12 protein-coding genes are annotated in these 16,178 nt (G+C 63.3%); 4 read left to right on the forward strand and 8 right to left on the reverse strand.

What is annotated here, in order from left to right; genetic code table 11:
• Position 1 precedes the first annotated feature (1 nt).
• The gene (locus ACVIW0_RS23100; protein WP_461354427.1) at positions 2 to 1,210 is read left to right on the forward strand and encodes an amidase; all 1,209 of its coding nucleotides are present in this window, start codon (positions 2 to 4) and stop codon (positions 1,208 to 1,210) included.
• The gene (locus tag ACVIW0_RS23105) at positions 1,207 to 1,878 is read left to right on the forward strand and encodes a TetR/AcrR family transcriptional regulator (protein ID WP_461354428.1); all 672 of its coding nucleotides are present in this window, start codon (positions 1,207 to 1,209) and stop codon (positions 1,876 to 1,878) included. Before ACVIW0_RS23100 ends, ACVIW0_RS23105 begins: the two co-directional genes overlap by 4 nt.
• 90 nt (positions 1,879 to 1,968) lie before the next feature.
• Here ACVIW0_RS23105 and ACVIW0_RS23110 read toward each other — a convergent pair whose 3' ends face one another.
• A complete protein-coding gene (locus tag ACVIW0_RS23110) occupies positions 1,969 to 2,622 on the reverse strand; it encodes a LuxR C-terminal-related transcriptional regulator (protein ID WP_461354429.1) in 654 nt (217 codons plus the stop codon).
• Between the two features lie 371 nt (positions 2,623 to 2,993).
• Between ACVIW0_RS23110 and ACVIW0_RS23115 the strand changes: the two genes are divergently transcribed.
• The gene (locus ACVIW0_RS23115; protein ID WP_461354430.1) at positions 2,994 to 4,040 is read left to right on the forward strand and encodes a LuxR C-terminal-related transcriptional regulator; all 1,047 of its coding nucleotides are present in this window, start codon (positions 2,994 to 2,996) and stop codon (positions 4,038 to 4,040) included.
• A gap of 445 nt (positions 4,041 to 4,485) precedes the next feature.
• Here ACVIW0_RS23115 and ACVIW0_RS23120 read toward each other — a convergent pair whose 3' ends face one another.
• The 7 genes from ACVIW0_RS23120 to ACVIW0_RS23150 form a co-directional block, all read right to left on the reverse strand.
• Entirely contained in the window at positions 4,486 to 5,400 is a 915-nt protein-coding gene (locus ACVIW0_RS23120; protein ID WP_461354431.1) for a Wzz/FepE/Etk N-terminal domain-containing protein, read from the reverse strand.
• An 83-nt stretch (positions 5,401 to 5,483) separates the two neighbouring features.
• Complete coding sequence (locus ACVIW0_RS23125) at positions 5,484 to 8,399, reverse strand: HAD hydrolase family protein (RefSeq protein WP_461354432.1); 2,916 nt, start codon at positions 8,397 to 8,399, stop codon at positions 5,484 to 5,486.
• 28 nt (positions 8,400 to 8,427) lie between these two features.
• Entirely contained in the window at positions 8,428 to 9,630 is a 1,203-nt protein-coding gene (locus tag ACVIW0_RS23130; protein WP_461354433.1) for a glycosyltransferase family 4 protein, read from the reverse strand.
• On the reverse strand, positions 9,627 to 10,430 hold the full coding sequence (locus ACVIW0_RS23135; RefSeq protein ID WP_461354434.1) for a polysaccharide deacetylase family protein: 804 nt from the start codon (positions 10,428 to 10,430) through the stop codon (positions 9,627 to 9,629). Before ACVIW0_RS23135 ends, ACVIW0_RS23130 begins: the two co-directional genes overlap by 4 nt.
• Positions 10,427 to 12,697, reverse strand: coding sequence for a hypothetical protein (locus ACVIW0_RS23140; RefSeq protein ID WP_461354435.1), 2,271 nt, complete (start codon positions 12,695 to 12,697; stop codon positions 10,427 to 10,429). The genes ACVIW0_RS23135 and ACVIW0_RS23140 overlap by 4 nt, the downstream gene beginning before the upstream one ends.
• 28 nt (positions 12,698 to 12,725) lie before the next feature.
• Positions 12,726 to 13,475, reverse strand: a complete 750-nt coding sequence (locus tag ACVIW0_RS23145) for a WecB/TagA/CpsF family glycosyltransferase (RefSeq protein ID WP_461357402.1) — start codon at positions 13,473 to 13,475, stop codon at positions 12,726 to 12,728.
• A 65-nt stretch (positions 13,476 to 13,540) separates the two neighbouring features.
• The gene (locus ACVIW0_RS23150; RefSeq protein ID WP_461354436.1) at positions 13,541 to 14,521 is read right to left on the reverse strand and encodes a UDP-glucuronic acid decarboxylase family protein; all 981 of its coding nucleotides are present in this window, start codon (positions 14,519 to 14,521) and stop codon (positions 13,541 to 13,543) included.
• A gap of 228 nt (positions 14,522 to 14,749) precedes the next feature.
• On the opposite strand from ACVIW0_RS23150, the gene ACVIW0_RS23155 reads away from it, so the two are divergent.
• A complete protein-coding gene (locus ACVIW0_RS23155) occupies positions 14,750 to 16,135 on the forward strand; it encodes a polysaccharide biosynthesis/export family protein (protein ID WP_461354437.1) in 1,386 nt (461 codons plus the stop codon).
• The last annotated feature ends 43 nt before the right edge of the window (positions 16,136 to 16,178 follow it).

The raw sequence follows: 16,178 nt of genomic DNA on the forward strand, positions 1-16,178 counted from the left end.
CGTGGGTACGGCCGCCACGACGGGATGCGAACCGGACGCCGACATCGGCGCATTCGTTCCCGGACCACCGGTTGCGCTGGAGCCGACAGCCACCGGGCCGCTGAGCGGCCTCGCCTTCGCGGTGAAGGACCTGATCGATGTCGCAGGCCATGTCACCGGCGGCGGCAACCCGGACTGGCAGCGTACGCACGCGCCGGCGGCAGGCTCGGCACCGGCCGTGGACCGGCTTCTGGCCGCAGGCGCGAGACTGCGCGGCAAGACCGTGACCGACGAACTCGCCTTCAGTCTCGAAGGCGTCAATGCCCATTACGGTACGCCGCTGAATGCGGCCTGCCCGGATCGAATCCCCGGCGGATCATCGTCAGGCTCGGCCGCCGCGGTCGCCGCCGGCCTCGTCGACTTCGCACTCGGCACCGACACCGGCGGATCGGTGCGCGTGCCGGCGAGCTTCTGCGGCCTGTTCGGCTTCCGACCGACCCACAACGCGATTCCGTTGACGGGCGTCGTCCCGTTCGCACCGTCCTACGACACCATCGGCTGGTTCGCGCGCGAACCCGCAACGGTCGCCGCGGTCGGCAGCGTCCTGCTGCCGCGGGCCGCGCCGCCGCGCATTAGCAGATTGGTCGCCGTGCGCGACGCTGTCGAGCTGGCCGATGGCTCGGTCTCCGCGATCATGCGCGACGCCTGCGCAGAGCTCGGCGTCAGCGACGAGATCGAGATCTTTGACGGTCCTGCCGACGACTGGCGCGAATGCTACCGGGTGCTTCAGGGAGCAGAAATCTGGCGCGAGTTGGGCGGCTGGATCACGGCAACGAAGCCGGTCTTCGGCGACAACATCGCCCCGCGCTTTGCGGACGCAGCGTCCATCACCGCAGCAGAGGTCGCGCGTTGGACGCCGATGCGCGCGGCCTTCACGGCGCGCGTCCGGGCAAAGCTTGCGGATGGCACAGGGCTGGTGATACCAACGGCACCCTCGCCTGCCCTGCGGAAGGACGCGAGCGGCGAGAAGATCGGCGCCTTCTATCAAAGGGCATTGGCGTTGACCTCGATCGCCGGTCACGCCGGCGTGCCCCAGATCACGGTTCCCGTTGGCCTGGTCGATGGCTGTCCCGTCGGCCTTTCGGTCGTCGCCCCGGCCGGGCACGACCGCGCGCTGCTCGATGGCGTCCGCGCCTGGGCGCTTCCCTTCACGACCAGCAGAATGACATGACCGAACGTCTCTCTTCCAGCACAGATCACAATCCAAAGCCGCGGCGGCGACCACGCCGCTCCGCCGAGCAGAACCGCGCGGAAATCTTGCGCGCGGCGACGGCCGAGTTTGCGGCGCATGGCTATGCCGGTGGCCGCATCACCCGGATCGTCAAGAAAGCCGGCGCCAACCCGCGGATCATCTACGAGTTGTTCGGCAGCAAGTCCGAGCTTTATGTTGCAACCCTGGAAAGCGCGCTCAGCGCGCTACGAACCGAAGAGCTCACGCTCGACGTGATGCATCTCGATCCGCTGGAGGGATTGCTGAAACTGTTCGATTTCATGAACGGGCATTTCGAACGCAACGGCCACCTCGTGAGCCTGCTGCGGACCGAGAATCTGTTGAAAGCGCGCTTCATGAAGAAGTCGCCGCGCATCCACGAGATGTCCTCGCCGGTGCTCTCGATGACCAAGCGCCTGCTGGCACGCGGTGTCGCCGAGGGCGCGCTTGCCGCTGATATCGATCCGCTGCGCCTCTACGTCATGATCGCCGCGCTGAGCCAGTTCCATCTCACCAACGTCCACACGCTGTCTTCGATGTTCGCCAGCGACCTTGCGGACCCGGCATGGCGCGCCAGCCGGCGCGACGACGCACGCAAGATGCTGGCGGCCTATCTGAAGCGAAGCTGACCTTCGACGAAGGCCTGCCTGCATCTACAGCTATGGCCGCTGCGCCGAGCTTCGTCCTTGCCGCGAGAGGCTGGCGACCGCACACCCGTATCAGCTGGATGGCAGGCCGCCCGGCCCGGCCTGCGAGACGACGAGCGTGGCGAGAACTGTCCGGTTGCTGATCTCGAGCTTGCGGAAGATGTGGTGCAAGTGAACCTTGATGGTCCCGTCGGCCACCTTGAGGCGGCGGCCAATCTCCTTGTTCGACAAACCCTCCGACACCAGGCTCATGATCTGACGCTCGCGGTCGGTCAGCACTGCCAGATATTTCTCCGGCATTGCGGTTTGCGCACAAGAGAGAGCTTCGTCGCACGCGGGCGGTGGCAGCATCTTCTGGCCGTCCGCGACCTGCCGCAACGTCTGTACGAGAGTCTCCGGCTCCTCGTCGTTCAGGATAACGGCATAGGCCCCCGCCGCCGCCAGCACGGCGAGATCGCGATCCTCGACCGAGGTAGCAAGGAATACGAGACGCGCAGCCGCCGTCCCGTAGTTCGCGACATCGAGCGTCGCCTGCCCCAGAATATCGGGCATCGACATATCCAAAATGGCTATATCGGGTGCAAGACTTCGTATTGTCTCGAAACAGCTCGCACCGTCGTTGCAACGAGCGACAACCTGGAAATCACGTTCTGCTTCGAGCAGGCAGTTCAAACCCAATAAGACAACTGGAAATCTACTGGCAATAACCACACGACTGAAATGCATTTACGACCAATCCTCGCATCCCTCCGGCTTCAGATCGGCGCCCGCCTTCCTTAATCAGGCTACTCCAATTTGAGATTTTCGAGTAAGAATTTGTTGTCGCTGGTATCCGGGAATCTACGGCCAGAGCGCGCGAACGGGCACAATTGGAACAACGAATGATCGCAACGGGTGTTTCGCTCACCCAGAGCGGGTTCCCCCCGGCGGGGCCAATAGCCCAATTGGATTACGCCGGCGGCTTTCTTATTACGGTCGACATCCAAAGCATTGACTATAACCAACGGTATATAGGGATATTGGGGATTAGCATCTAACATTCTTAAATATTTTCTGAGTGGGCTTGGGACTTTTTGGTCCTCAGCTTTGATTCCCGAGTGACGACCAAGGAAGATTTTTCGATACCTCGTTCTTTTTTGCTGGGCGGAACCATCACCGAAAAGGAGCCGGATTCAACCGATTCAGCCCATTGTTTCATTGTAGCGTCCAGGAGAGTTTCCATGAGACGGCGATATCCTTTTGCCATTGCGCTTGTTGGTGAAAATAGTCTTCGCAAAGAAGGTCTTGCCAGAATTTTGAACGCGGAAAGTTTTCAAGTCCTGGCTTCAATATCCGATGCCGATGATTTGCTTGGCGGCGACGCGCATCAGAAAGCTCCGACCAGGCAGCCGCTGCTGCTCCTCATTGTTCATACAGGCGATGATTTCCGCCCGACAATCGAGCAGATCGAATCCTTCAAGCGTCGTCACGTCGACGGGCGCGTGGCAGTCGTCGCCGATCAATATCGTGTGAGCGACCTCGCTGCCGCGCTTCGCGCCGGCGCCACCGGATACTTCATCGACGTGATGAATTGCGACGCGTTCATCAAGTCCATCGAGCTCGTCATGATGGGTGGGACGGTGTTCCCGCCGGCGTTCCTGACGTCCGCGCTCGATGCCGAAGAACACGACGCAGACGATGCGCCGGCCCCGATCGATGACGATCGCGCCGTCGCGGAGACCGATGACCGGCTTGCTCGGCAATTGTCGCCGCGGGAAGTCTCCATTCTGCAGTGCCTGATCGAAGGCGACTCCAACAAGTGCATCGCGCGCAAGATCAATATCGCCGAAGCCACGGTGAAGGTTCACATCAAGGCGATCCTGCGCAAGATCCGGGTGCAGAACAGGACCCAGGCAGCGATCTGGGGCCTGAACCATCGGCCTGCGGCCTGGCCCAAGAACAACGGCTCTGCGCTTCAGGCCACGGATGCCGGGCGGCCGCTCCCGCCGAAGCGAGAAGCTCCCAAGATCGCACGAGCGAGCCAGCCGGCGCCGCTTGGCACGATCGACCACGCGGTGAACTATTTTGAAGTGCCGCTCACGAACGGCCACACCCGCAACGGCATGAACTCGAAGATCGACGGGGCGATCCGGCTTCGCAAATAGCCGACGCCTTCCCGCTTGACGTCCCGCTGGGTTACCCCGGCGGGATGTCGCGCGAACCGCTAGGCGCGCAAGCGGATGCGATGCGCGATGACCGGTGCCGAGGTCCGCGCCAACGCAGCCGGACTGTCCATCGTTTCGCAACGCCTGGTGCTGGTGCCCCTGCCTGATCCGGCGCCTGCCCGTCGTGATCTCAACCGTCACCGCGCCAGACGCGGGCTTGACCGACCCATCGTCCATTTGCATCTGCGTGCGGCCAAACGACGGCATCTCCGGACCAAACGGGAGTCATTGCCCGCGAGAGCCAACCTCCTCAATGGCCCCCGCGGACGGGCGGACCGTTGTCGTTAGATCATGATGCGTTTCCACGGAATCGCATCATGATCTCATCTCTTTGTTTGAGCATGATCTTTTCGGAAAACCGGTTTCCACTTTTCCGGATCATGCTTTAGCGGCGTCTTTCGGCGAGCAACGACAGCAGACCACCGAGCACCAGTGCGGCGAGGAGCGTCAGAGCAAACAGCAGCGGACCGTTGGGACCGGAGGGTATCATCACGGGTTCCGCGGGCAGTAGCGTTTGCCCCGCGGCGAACCTGACCACGTCTTGCGCCGGCGCGCTGTGTTGGTCGTCGAACGCGGCATCCTTCTCCGCGCCCTCCATGACCTGCTTCAGACGTTCGAGTTTGGCTTGAGCGCTGAGATAGGTCGGATGACGCGGGCCCAACACGGCCGAAAGGCCGGCCAATTCCCGTTCGGCCGCGGCGTAGCCCTCCGTCGCCTGCGCGCGCAGCCGCCCGCGCAGATACTCGGACCCAACCCAATTCGCCAGGCTGGCCGCGCGCTCCGGGTTCGACGTGGTCACCGCGATCGAGATCAGATAAGACCGCGGATCGTTGGTAACGGTGATCTGCTTCATGAGATGTGTGATCGCGAGCTCGCGCGGCGTTGTTGCGGAATGAGCTCCGAAGTACTGCCCGACATAGGACAACGCTCGCTCCAGGCGGCTCGGGCGCGTGTATTCGGGGTCTTGGTCGAGCCGTAATGCCGACACCACCGCGCTGGCAGTGCCGCGCGACCGGATGATACGTGCCGAGCTGTCCACGACGGCGGCCGCATCGACGGCCGCTGTCGATTGCAGCCTCTCGCCGGCGATATTTTCGTTGCGGACAAAATCGAGTTGAATGACGGCTTCACCGGTGTATCGCGGTGCCATAAACATGAAAGCGGCCAGGAAGGCTGCCAGCGCAACCACGACAGTTCCCATGACGAGCCGCCGGTGCCTCCATACGACACCCAGCGCATGATATACGGCCTGCTCATAGTGCATGCGGGGGGCGTTGATCGCGCCTGTCTCGACAAACATGTCCTGATCTCCCGAGCGGGGGCTGGTCCCCGATCTTTGCGAGTGGCCAAAGCGGTTGGCCCGTAGCCGATTGCTCAGTGACGTCATCGTATGAAAATCCTGAAAGTGGCCCGGTTGAAAAGCGCGCCGACCAGCGCACGGGCCTGAAGGCGGTCGGCTACCCTGAGCAGATCCAGAAACAGGCGCTCGCCGTCGGATCGGACGGCCGGTTCCATTCGGCCATCGCGCCCGTCGGCTTTTCGGTCGACGAGAGCGCCGACTATGTCGAGCAAACCCCGCTGATAGGAATAGCGCGAGACCGTGCAGCCGAGCAGCCGCGCCTCTTGCCTGCAGCGGATTTGCGCCGGAGCAAAGCTGCGTGTAGCCGACCGAAACATCGGCAGGTCGGCTTCGGTGTCGCCGATTGCAATCGTCTCGGCGTCCGGTCCCAAGACCCGGTCGCGCAGGGCCGTCAGGCCTGTCCCCTTGTTGACGTCCTTTGCTACCACGGTGGTATCGCTCGTGGTCTGACGGAAGCAAAGCCGGTCGAGCCGCAGCGTCGTGATCAGATCACGCACGATCAGCGTTGGCAGCGGGACCGGGACGCCCTGGCCGACGGTAAAGCGGCGCATCCGCGATAGCAGGCTCTGGGGCTTCTTCTCGATCATGTAGGCCCGGATGGAATATCTGTGGCGCTCGTCGAGAAAAACGCCGGGAAGTTGCCGCAGCGCCCGCCTGAATTCATCGAGCTGAACCAGCGAGTCCTGATCGATCAGCGGCAGCCCGTGTCCGGCAACGGCATCCCACAAATAAGCTCCGCTTTCCGCCACCGCCCCGGCCAGCCCGTAGGCTTCACAATAGTCCTTGACCTCATAGACCGACCGCGCCGTGTTGAGCGCGACCGAGCAGCCGTGCTTTGACAGCAGGGAAAGAGCCTCGATGCCCGCTGCCGTCGTGGACGGATAACCGAAGATGCGCCGATCCATGACGCCGTCGATGTCGAGGAACACAAGGGGCGAGCGCCAGGACACCGCTCGCGGGGGCCGACATCGCGCACCGCAGAACTGAGCGGTCTGGACGGTCAGGAAATCCCAAGCAGCGAGGAAGCGGCGGTGCTGTTCCTGCTGCTGCCTGCCGCACTGCACGACGCTGAAGAGATTCTCCTGCGCGGTCTCCATTGCCCACAAGCCGGCGAGCAGCTTGTTGATGAAGAGCCGGTCTGCAACCGACGCGTCGCCGGAATCCTCGACGTAACGGCGGACCAATCGATCCTCCTCGTCGTGCGACAGCTCGAAGCTCAAGATGGCCTCGGCGAGGTCGTAAGCCGGATCGACGCTGTTCAGCAAGGTCTTGCCGAGGGCGTGCCCAAAATAGCCCGTCTTCAACAGGCCCGTCGCGCCCCCGATCCACCCGGCAGGTCCCATGTTGCCATCGATCAGGGTGGGATAGGGGCACTGCAACCGATAAAGACGCTGCTGGATCAACGACCGCATCGGAACGTCGAGCACGAAACTGCCATACGCGCGACCGAACGCCTCCGCCAGCAGCGTCCAGCCGTTCTCGTGCACGGCCTTGCCCGCCGCCCGCGACTTCGGCAGGGCCAGCAGACGGGTGCGCGCAGCGACGTAGCAGGCCACCCTGTCGATCCAGGAATCGCGATTCAGTCCGATGTCCATGGCAGCCTGCTTTTGCGGCAGCCACTCGCTGTAGAGGATGCCGTCACGCAGCCCGAGGATCGGCGCAACGAATTCGGACAGCCGCTGCGCGACAAGGAACGCCGGATAACCGAGGTATCCCAGCCCGACGCTCTTCGCCACAAAGTGACGGATCTCGTGATCGCCTTGCGCGGTCTGCAGCTGCACCTTGAACACCCGCTTCAGCGTCGCGCCTCGCTTGGCGCCCGCGCCGTGCTGCACACTGCCATCGAACTCCTCCGCCGGCCAGCTATCCAGCACCTCGACATCGCTAAACCCACGTGGTGCAAGATATTCGGCCAATCGTGCCTCGACGATCCCGGGATCAAGCAGCTGCCGCTTTCGCCAGCGCTCCGGCTCGAGCGTGATCACCAAGCCATCCGGCAACGCCGTGGCCCAATCGGGCGTTGCCGGATGCGTCGGTACCAGCGCCCTTATCCTGGAAAGGTCGAAGCCAGCCTGACGCGCGATATCGACGGCAAGAACGATCGTGCCCCCCGAATTCGGCGGATCGTCTACAATGACGAGCGTGAAGCCCTTTCGGGCGTATTCCGACAACTGCCTGCGCTCCGACTTGCTCGGGCCCTTCTTCGGCTGCACCGTGAGCTCGGCGATCCGGCCGTAACCTTCAGACTTGAAGAAAGAGCACAACAGCGCAGAGAAGTAGGTGCCAGCCGTTCGCAAACCCAGAACGAGGATCGGATGCGACCTCTCGGGAACCTGCCGCATAAACTGTCGCCCCAGCTCGAACACATCGACAGGCGTGAGATCGAGCCGATTGAATGCGGACGGGATGCCCAGGCGGATGTCGCGCAAACCGGACGGCAGCCGCCAGCGCAACAACGCCGACAGCTTCCCGATCACCTCCGCAAACGGCGCCGCATCGCCTTCCGATCGCATCAAGTCGGCAAGGAGCATTTCGAGCCCGTTCTGCCACTCCTCTCTCCAGCGACGAAGCTCAGACCTGTGCTGCAGCGGCCACTTCTGCGCGACGTTATCAGTGGTCCATGATGCGAGACGCCCGAGCCGGGTTCTTGCCAACTGCGAGGGTATGCGCAGCGTGCGTCCGCGCAGATATTCGTCGACACCATTCAGAATCGAGCACGAAAGCAGATATATGTTTGTGGCAACGTCCCTCGCCTGCCAGCCCGGTTCAACATCGCCGAGCCGGTCAAGCTCCCCGGCAAGTCGCTCGCTCGCTTCGCCCACCGTCAGATGAGGATCGAGGCTCCAATCATAGGCGGAATAGAACTCGGCCTCGGCCGGCAGCGGGTCCAGCGCCACCGTCGATCGCTCGATTATCGCCTGCCTCTCCAGCATCAACATCGATATTTCGGCTCCGATTCCCCAGAGATTACGCCGCCGACCCCGCTTCGATTTCGGACACATCGTGCCGGGCGTATTGATCGATCGCGCGTGCATAGACCGCCATCAGCGCGTGATAGTTGGCTTCGGCGGTGAAGTACCGCTCAAACGTCTCTCGCGCAGCGCGGCGCATCTCGGTCAGCGCTGATGCCTCGGACCAGAGCGAGCGCACAGATGCCGCGAGATCGTCTGCGTCGCCGGCTGCAAAGCACACGCCGTTGCGCCCATCGACGATGTCGGCCATCGCGCCATGTCGGGGAACGATAACGGGCGTGCCCTTGGCGAACGCCTCGATCACGACACGAGGAAGTGCCCCCTCGTAACATTGCGACGGCAGGATCAACGCCGCCGCGGCACCGACCAGTTCGTAGACGTCGTCGTGGGACACGCCGTGCAACCATTCGATCGCCGCATTACGGGCGGCCGCCTCGCGGACCAGCCCGTCAAGCGGGCCGTCGCCGACGATCTTCAGCGGCACGTCGAGTCCTCGCCAGGCCTCGAGAAGCGCTTGAATGCCTTTTTCCTCGGAAAGCCGGCCGACATAGACGGCGTAGCCGCCATCGCCGACGCCGACGCGCGGCTCGGGAAACAGGAAGTTGGGCTTTACCACGATTTTCTCCGCGGGAAGCCCCCCTTCGATGAACTTCCGGCGACTGAATGCGCTGAGGGCGACATACGCATCCACCGCGTGCTGCCAGGTCCCCAGCAAGCGATGCGTCGCAAGCATCGTCGCGACGGTCGCGCTCGCCGCTGTGCTGTGCCGGTAGCAGTTGTGCGCAACGCCACGCCACAGCGTCGCCTTGCCGAGGCAATCCTCGCAAGGCTTGCCATCGCGGAACAGCAGCGCATTGACGCACACGAGACGGAAATTGTGCAGCGTCTGCACCACGGGAACACCCTCGGCATGCGCGGCGTAATAGGCGGCTGGAGACATCAGGGGAAACGTGTTGTGGAAGTGAACGACCTGCGGCCGATGCGAACGGATCAATCGCCGCATCTCGACAATGGTCTGCCGGCTCCAGATCGTGCGGCCCACGAGCTTCAGACGACCCATGTCGTCGATCGCGTCGTTGGAGAGGCAATACTGCGTCACCTCGTGGCCGTGCGCCCTGAGCAGCGCAACCTCGGCCGCGACGCATTGGTCCTCGCCGCCGGCGAGCTTGTAGAAGTTGTGCGCCACGAGAATGTTCATCGACGTCCTCCTGCAGCTGCGGCTTCCACGGCGGGCACCGTCTCACCGGACGTCGCGACGGGCGGAATCGGCAGCCGGCAAAGCTGTCCGTTGCTGATCGCCGGCGCCTGCCGCATGCATTGCCCCATCAGGCGCAGCACGGTTTCCAGCCGCTGCCATTGGTCGAACTCCTCCAGCTCCCAGGAATGTCCCCAGAGATGGAAGACGCCGCCGCGTGCAATGACCTGAGACAGCAGCGATTCCGCGAGCGCGGGCCAATCTGCCGTGCGGCCGTGGCGGATGTAGCGCCAGAGATTGCCGAAGGCCTTCCGCTTGATCGCATTCCTCGCCAGCGCGGAACCGCGGTGCGGAAACGCCTGGACCGTCGTCGGTACGTGCAACAGGCCAGCCGACGGACGCGGAAAGCCGAGCGCGAGGAGCTCGACGGTGCGCAGGCCGACATATCCCGCGCGCTGAATCATGCGCACATGCTCGCTGCGGAAGCGGCCGATTGGCGGGCAGAAGCACTCGCAACGAACACCGGTGCTGTCTTCGATCCAGGACTTGGAATCGGCGATCTCGCGCGAGGCCGTTTCTGTCGTCACGGACGTCAAATCGACATGATGGAGCGTGTGTGCGCCAATCTCGAAACTCTTGCTCAGCGCGCGCAGCTGCGTGGCGGACATGGTCGGTCGTTCGCTGGTGGTCGCCGGCACGTAGAAGGTGCCCTCCAGTCCATATTTCGAGAGCAATGCCGCCACGCGAAGATCCAGGGGGTGGCCATCATCCCAACTGGTCGTGATGTAGGCCGGCAACGTCATGACCCGCCTCCCACCACACGCAGACGATGACGCGTCCGGACGTTCGCCTGTGCGGCGGCGAGCATCCGATCGATGCGGGGCATCGCGATGCTTCGCTGTATCAGGCGGAAAAGCCCGCGCGGCGACCATCGCAGGTCGAGCAATTTGAGCTCGGCGCATGCGAAGGCGCGGATTTCCGCGATCAGCGCCGGCTCCTGCTCCGGCGCGTCCATCGTTGTCAGGAAGGTCGACAAGGCGCTTTCCACAAACGTCCGCTTGCTGAGGGCCACGCGCCGATCGATGGTGCGAATATCAGTCGCCACATCGCAAAGCAGGCCGGCCAGGTCGTAGGCCGCCGGGTGACTTTGGTTGAATACGGCGCCGGCACATGCCGGCTTGTCGGCGTCGACCAGCGTGAGAATGCGATGCGCAGGATCGTAAAGGATGTTCTGAAGGCAGAGATCACCGTGCGGACTGCCCGACGCCCAGTGCGGCTGCAGCACGGTGACAAGGACCCGGGCCATGGCCGCCAGCACTTCGGGAGGCTGATCGCTATGGGCAGCAAGGGACTTATTGAGGTCGGTGCCGGCAGCCAGCGTCATCACCAGGGCCGGCGGCGCTTCGGAGACGTGAAGTGGCAATGGCGCGCGTAACGTCCAGTCATGAACCGTCTTGCCGTCGACCGAATCGTGCAGCCGCACCTGGGCATCGAACTGCCGCTTTGCCGTCTCGATCGCGGACGGCTCATCGGGATAGAGCTTGACGGCCAGATCGCGATATCCTCGCCAGACCACATCGTCCCTGCCAGTACGGATGCCGTAGATCCGGCCCTGGAATCCTTCTCCGATTTGCCTGATGTCCAGTTCGAGCGCCGGATTCGGTTGCGCGAATTGTTGCAAAACCCGCACGATCGGAGCCCGGACGTGATCTTCAGGACCGGGCCTGGCCGCGATCGTCAGGAATGCGATCCAGCGGGCCGACGAGCCCGCAATGCTGCCGGCCAATATCCCGTAAGCTGCTCCGAGCAATCCCCATTCGACGGTAAATGCCCAGACGGCTGCCGCCGTGACGAACGCTCCGACCGACGTCGCCAGCACGACCGCTCGCGGCCGTTCCATGCTTGCCATTGCGTTGGAGGCCGACGCCCCGGCGGCAGTCGCAAGCACTGCCAGCGCGAGGATCGTCACGACGTCACCCCGCCCGTCGTATCCGGGATCGTGGTAGACCACGCTCATCAAGGTGTCGCCGCCGAAGAAAATCACGAGCCAGAAAAGTGACATGACACCGACAAGCAGAAGCGCATCACGCGACGCCTGACGGCGCAATCTCTCGACTCCCCCCTCCTTGAAAGCAAGGACCGAGCGCGGCGTCAGCGTATTGCGGAACGCGCTCAACAATGGGTTGGCCAGAGACGCAATACTGTTGCAAGCCGCGAAAACGCCGGTTTCCCCCAGGCTGATCAAGAGCGGCAGCACCCAGTAAGTGACATAGCTCTGGATCGTGACCGTCATCTGTCCGGCGCACAGCCATTTGCCGAGTCGCCAGCTGTCCGCAGTCGCCCGCCGCACCTGGCCCGTCGGAATCGAGAACTTCCGTCGTGCCAAATAGAGCCAGACGAGGCTTGTCAACGCGCAGGCGCCCCCCAGTGCGACGGAGGCACTGACGGCGGACATTCTGCCGGTCCATCCCAGCCAGGCCAGCGCAGGCAGTTGCACCGCCGCCACGCCGGCGTCCAGGATGAAGGCATTCGCCACATTCAAATGTGCGAATGCATAAGTCCGATTGAACTCCCGCTGCAATACGAACGGAACGGTCAGCACCAGCGTACAGACCAGCCAGGTCAAATCCCTCCCGCCCCATAGCACGGTCATCACGATGGTCACGATCGCCAGCACGACGATGGCGGCCACCGCCAACCATGTGCTGTGCAGCAGCGCGAGCCCGGCATGCTGCGCGGGAGTTCGCGACGAGCGGTGCCGCTGAATCGTATAAGGCATCAGGACAAGGGCGTCCTGGACCGCGAGCACAAATCCCACCACCGACAGCCCGATGGCGTAGATGCCGAGTTGGCTGGGCTGGGTGAAACGACCAACCAGCACCGTCGACAACAGGCTGGTGCCACTCACGATCGCCTGGTCCGCCAACGCCAAGACATGCGTTCCAAAGATGATGCGCGTGATCGCAGCCCACGCTGTGGCGCTCCGGCTGGCGGGTTCTCGCACAGCGTGGTGCTTCGGATGCGGCAGCGCGTTGCGGTCCACACCAAGCGCCACGGAATGGCTTTTCATTCCAATTTTCCGCATCCCGACCTTCGACTCACCCGGCCTCACGCGACGGCATCGCGCCGGTCGACTTTCGACTTCGCATGGCGCGTCGCAACAACTCACCCGCCGCAAGGCAGGAGAATCCCGGGACGATGTAGGCATAGCGTCGCCACAGACGCCGCGGCTCCGAGCACAGCCGGAACAGCCATTCGAGGCTATGACGCTGCATCCACAGCGGCGCCTGACGCTTGGTGCCCGCGAGGAAATCGAATGCCGCGCCGACGCCGACCATTACCGGCGCCTCGATCTGTTCGCGATGCGCCGCCATCCACCGCTCCTGCTTCGGCGTGCTCAGGCCGACCCAGACGATGTCCGGACGCGCGGCGTTGATCATGTCGACAATCGCGCGGTCTTCGTCCGGTGTCAGTGCGCGAAACGGCGGCGAGAAGGTGCCTACCACCTGCAATCCCGGAGCGGTGTGAACCAGGGTTTCCTGCAGCTTCTCGGCGAGGCCGACATCTCCGCCATAGTAGAATTGCCGATAACCCCGCCTCGCGGAAAGCGCCGTCATCGCGCGCATCAAGTCCGGTCCATAGACCCGTTGCGTGCGCTTCTTGCCGGCCAGGCGCAGGAAATACACAAGCGGCATCCCGTCCGGGGTCACCATGCCGGCCTCATCGTGGATCTTGCGGAGCGACGGATCGCTTCGACATTCCATCACGCCGTGCACGCCCGTGACGCAGACATATTCGCGGCGGCGCTCCTCGATCCAGCGCTCGAGCGTCGCAACCGCGTCGTCCATGGTAATGGCGCTCACGCCGACACCGAGCACGTCGCCACGATCAAGCGCTGGGTTGGCCCTGGCGATCACTGGGGCACCTTCCACACGAGCTTGTCGGCCTCGCGCGGATCGGACAGCAGTTTGTCGAAGTATTCGATGGTCTTGCTCAGTCCTTCGACCACGCTCACGACCGGCGCCCAGTGCAGCAGCTCACGCGCACGGGAAATGTCGGGCCGGCGCTGGCGCGGATCGTCCTGCGGCAACGGCCGGAACTCGAGTTTGGAGCGCGACCCCGTCAGCGAGATGATGAGCTCGGCGAGTTGGCACATGGTCATCTCGGTCGGATTGCCGAGATTGACCGATCCCTCGATGTCCACTGTCGCGTTCATCAACCGCGTCAGGCCATCGATCAGATCGTCGACGTAGCAGAACGATCGTGTCTGCATTCCCGTACCGAAAACCGTGATCGGTTCGCCCCTGAGCGCCTGCACGATGAAGCTGGACACGACGCGGCCGTCCTGCGGATGCATGTTCGGGCCGTAGGTGTTGAAGATGCGGGCGACGCGAATATCCAGCCGATGTTGCCGCCGGTAATCGTAGAACAGCGTCTCCGTGCAGCGCTTTGCCTCGTCGTAACAGGCGCGCGGTCCGGCGATGTTGACGATGCCGCAGTAATCCTCGGTCTGCGGATGGACGTCCGGATCACCATATACCTCGCTGGTCGACGCCTGAAGGATGCGGGCATGCAGCCGCTTGGCGAGGCCCAGCATATTGATGGCGCCGAGCACGCTCGTCTTCGTGGTCTGGATCGGATCGCGCTGGTAGTGAATCGGCGATGCCGGGCATGCGAGGTTGTAGATTTCGTCGACCTCGACATAGAGCGGGAACGTGACGTCGTGCCGCATGACCTCGAATGCAGGCTCGCCGAGAAGCGGTTCGATGTTCCGACGCATCCCGGTGAAGAAATTGTCGACGCAAAGCACCTCGCATTCCTGCTTCAGCAGTCGTGCACACAGATGTGAGCCGAGGAATCCTGCTCCCCCGGTGACCAGAACACGTCTTTTCACGCTGGCTCTCCGCCGTTTTGCATGTTCGCCGGACAGTCTCCGGCGTTTCTGATCTTGCGTGAGCCAAGGGACAGCCGACAGTCGCGCTCATGGATAAGCCGCAACGAATAGGAGCTATCCGGCGCGAATCGAGGGGTACCACCAGCGAAGTACCGCCGACGCGCGCCTTATTAGCCCGTGTTTTTCCGCACTTGGCCCACACAACCACTAGTCTTGACGCCGCCGGCAATGACGCGTCTGCGCGCATTCGGCCGGCCACGCGTGGAGTTCTTCGTGGACAGTGATCACCGACCGATTGCTTTCGGCACCGGCGCGTCGACGCCGATCCGACGCTTCCTGACATCGTTGTCGGCGGCGTGCCTTTCCGTCTTGTTGTGCTCCGGCATAGCGCCGGCAGGCCAGACAACTTACCATCTTGCGCCGGGAGACCGCATCACGGTGACCGTGTTCGGGCAGCCCGAACTCTCGGGCGACCACCTGATCGATGATGCCGGCACCATCAGCCTTCCCCTTGCCGCGGCCATCGAGGTCAAGGACCTGACCGTGTTCGAATGCCAGGAGCGGATCAACGACCAACTGCTTGCCGAAGGACTTCTCCGGACCCGATCCGTCGGCGTGCGCATCGCCGAACTGCGGCCCCTTTATGTGCTGGGCGACGTGCGGCTGCCGGGCGCCTATCCGTTCCGCTACGGCAGCACGACGCAGAGTGCCGTGGCGCTTGCTGGAGGATATGGCCCCGTCGACGCACTTCGCCAGACCGCACTCTCCGACTATCTGCTGGCAGACGAACGTGTCCGCCAGCTCACCAACCAGAAGCGCACCATGCTCATTCGCCAGGCTCGTCTCGAGGCGCAGCGCGACGGCAAGGACAGCTTCTCCCCGCCAGATCTCGGCAACGCGGCCAACGACAAAGAAACGCTCCGGATCATCGCAAGCGAGCAGGACATGTTCCGGGTCCAGACTGCGATTCTGCAAGGCCAGATCGACCTGCTTCGGTCACAAAAACCGCTGCTGAAGGAGCAGATCGAGGCCAACAGCGAACAGGGCAGTGCCGGGAAGAAGCAGCTCGACCTGATCCGCCAACAGATCGATCGATATGCCAACCTTCTCCGGCAAGGATTGGGGACACAGAACAACGACTTCAATTACCGCGTCCTCGAGGCAAACCAGGAAGCGGCGGTCTGGCGATCGCTCTCGGACGTGTCCCGGCTGCAGGTCGATGCGGGAAACGTGGACTTCAGGATCAAGGAGGTTGACGCGGCATTCAAGCGCCAGGTCGCGATAGATCTGCAGCAGACGCGCGATCAGCTCAACGACCTCGAGATCACGCTGCCCGCGGCCACCGCGGTTCGCGACGCCCGATGGCGGAACGTCGGCGGCGGCGCCGGCGCCAAGCATTTGATCAGCATCACGCGCATGCGCAACGGCAAGGCCGTCGTCTCGGATGCCGACGAGACGACGTCCGTTGAGCCCGGCGACGTCATCGAGGTCAGGAACGAGATGCCAGGCGGCATCACGTCGGGCGAGCAGGCCACCGCGCAATCGCTCGGACCGCGATCGTCCGGGACTGAACAAGCCAGCGGCCAGGACTTCACCAACCCGATTGCGAGATAGCCAGGTCGCGCTGCCATCGAACTGCCGCCCGTGAATTGAGCCT

It is taken from the genome of Bradyrhizobium sp. USDA 4454 (genome assembly GCF_054822705.1).

Coding starts and splice junctions, on each gene's coding strand:
- ACVIW0_RS23105 (WP_461354428.1), top strand. CDS start 1,207: ATGACCGAACGTCTCTCTTCCAGCACAGATCACAATCCAAAGCCGCGG.
- ACVIW0_RS23110 (WP_461354429.1), bottom strand. CDS start 2,622: ATGCATTTCAGTCGTGTGGTTATTGCCAGTAGATTTCCAGTTGTCTTA.
- ACVIW0_RS23120 (WP_461354431.1), bottom strand. CDS start 5,400: ATGTTTGTCGAGACAGGCGCGATCAACGCCCCCCGCATGCACTATGAG.
- ACVIW0_RS23125 (WP_461354432.1), bottom strand. CDS start 8,399: ATGTTGATGCTGGAGAGGCAGGCGATAATCGAGCGATCGACGGTGGCG.
- ACVIW0_RS23130 (WP_461354433.1), bottom strand. CDS start 9,630: ATGAACATTCTCGTGGCGCACAACTTCTACAAGCTCGCCGGCGGCGAG.
- ACVIW0_RS23135 (WP_461354434.1), bottom strand. CDS start 10,430: ATGACGTTGCCGGCCTACATCACGACCAGTTGGGATGATGGCCACCCC.
- ACVIW0_RS23140 (WP_461354435.1), bottom strand. CDS start 12,697: ATGAAAAGCCATTCCGTGGCGCTTGGTGTGGACCGCAACGCGCTGCCG.
- ACVIW0_RS23145 (WP_461357402.1), bottom strand. CDS start 13,475: ATGGACGACGCGGTTGCGACGCTCGAGCGCTGGATCGAGGAGCGCCGC.
- ACVIW0_RS23155 (WP_461354437.1), top strand. CDS start 14,750: ATGACGCGTCTGCGCGCATTCGGCCGGCCACGCGTGGAGTTCTTCGTG.